The sequence below is a fragment of the Clostridioides sp. ES-S-0049-02 genome (assembly GCF_020658465.1).
Taxonomy (GTDB): Bacteria; Bacillota; Clostridia; order Peptostreptococcales; family Peptostreptococcaceae; genus Clostridioides.
Genome location: NZ_JACVWG010000041.1, coordinates 1 through 2,010, shown reverse-complemented (window position 1 = coordinate 2,010; position 2,010 = coordinate 1). Strand labels below are relative to the sequence as shown.

The following is a 2,010-nucleotide window of genomic DNA, read 5'->3' as shown; positions in this document are numbered from 1 at the left end:
TATTTAATAAAACTGAAATAAACTCTAACGGATAATAATATCTAAGATAACCACAAGCATATCCTAGATAAGAATATGGTGTTGAATGATTTAATGAAAATAAATAATCACTTGCATCTATTATTACATTTAAGAAATTTTCTATTAATTTTTCTGATTCATATTTACTAATACTATATCTTTTATTCATAGTATTAATAAATCCTAATTTAATTTTTGGTATGAACTCTTCTGTCCCATCTTTTTTCGCAAACCCTCTTCTTACAATATCTGCCTCACCCATTGAATAACCACAGAACTTATTTAAGAATTCTAATATTTGTTCTTGGTATACTAAAAATCCAAGTGTTGGAGCTAAAAATTCATTTAAAGCCTCATGTCCATTATCCCTAAATTGTCCATTTGCTAATTCATCTCTATAGGAAGCTCCTGCTGGTCTTATAGCTCCATTGCCAACAGAAAATATATCTATATAACTAAAATTTGGGTTTGCTTTTCTTATTCTTTCTATCGTGTTTTTAGAAAACAATTGCTTTAAGTATGCTTGTGCTGAATCAGACTCCCATTGAAATATTCCTAATGTATTATCTCTTATGCTTTCCCAAACTTTAATATCATTAACCATATTATCAGGAGTTAATCTAGGAATGTTAACAAGTTCACAGGTTTTGTTTACAATTTCCACTGTATCCAATGCAAGCAAATCCAATTTCACATAGTTTTGGTGGTCTATTTCCTTCATGTTTAACATAGTAACTGGATATTCACATGTAGAAAGCGTTAACGTCCCCATATTTTCTTCAAGTGGTACTGGGCTTACGACTAAACCACAAGGGTGTGTGCCAATTGAAACAATTGTACCATTTATTATGTCAACATATTCAAACAATTCCTTATAAATACTTCTATAATAATTCTCTTTTATTTCAATGTTCTTGCATACATCATCTATTTGTGACAATGGAATATCTAACGCTCTTCCAACATCTCTTATACTTCCTTTTAATGCTGCTGTGTTAAATGTTATTATATCTGCACAATATAATTCATCTTTACTATATACATATTGTTTAACCTTCTCTCTTCCTGTAGAATCCCAATCTGTATCTATATCTGCTAAACTAACTCTTTCTTTGTTCATAAATCTTTGGAAATTCAGGCCATGTTTTATACTATCAATATCAGTCACTCCGATAATATAACATATCTCACTTCCTGCAACTGACCCTCTAGAATATCCATGATATATATTATTATTTCTTGCCCATTCTTTTATATCGTTATCTAATAATAAAAGATTGATAGCTTTGTTATGCTCAAAAGTTTCTAACTCCTCTTTTATTCTTGGTAGATATTCAGACTCATAATTTGAATGTTTAGAGATTTCTCTTTTTTTAATTCCTTGAATAATTTTTTCTTTTAAGACAACCTTTGGATTTTCATATAATTTAGGATACTTATAACTTTTGTCTACCTCGAAGGTTTCTATCATATCTGAAAGTACATTAGTATTATGAAGTGCTTTTTTTACATTTTCTATTGGAATTGATTTTTGCTTTAAATATAACTCTATTAATTCATCATAAGTCTTTAAAGTTATATCCCATTTATCCTCATCACTAAAATGAATGTTTTTAGCTTTTTGCAATATTATTCTTCCTTTTGCATGTGTTTCATCAAGAGCATGAGTATCTGTGCCAATAATTAAATTAAGATTATATCCCTTGCTTAAGCTATACAATTCTTTATTTAATTTAATTTGTTTTTCATCTAAGTGATGTTGTATCTCTAAAAAACATCTATTTTTATTTTTTATAATGAAATCCAAAAATCTTTTTTTAATTTCATCGTTTCCTTTTCCAAATATTCCTCCTAAACATGCCGTAGTTACTATTATATTTTCACTTGTTTTTATTAATTCTTCAAAGGAAATTCTAGGAACATAATAAAAATGATTGTCTTTTCTGTTGTATGAACTTGAAATCAATTTATTTAACTCTTTGACACCTT

1 protein-coding gene is annotated in these 2,010 nt (G+C 28.0%); it reads right to left on the bottom strand.

All coding sequences use genetic code 11. The features are described from left to right. A partial coding sequence (locus tag IC213_RS20375) for a hypothetical protein (protein ID WP_413927316.1) occupies positions 1-2,010 on the bottom strand: 2,010 nt, incomplete at both ends.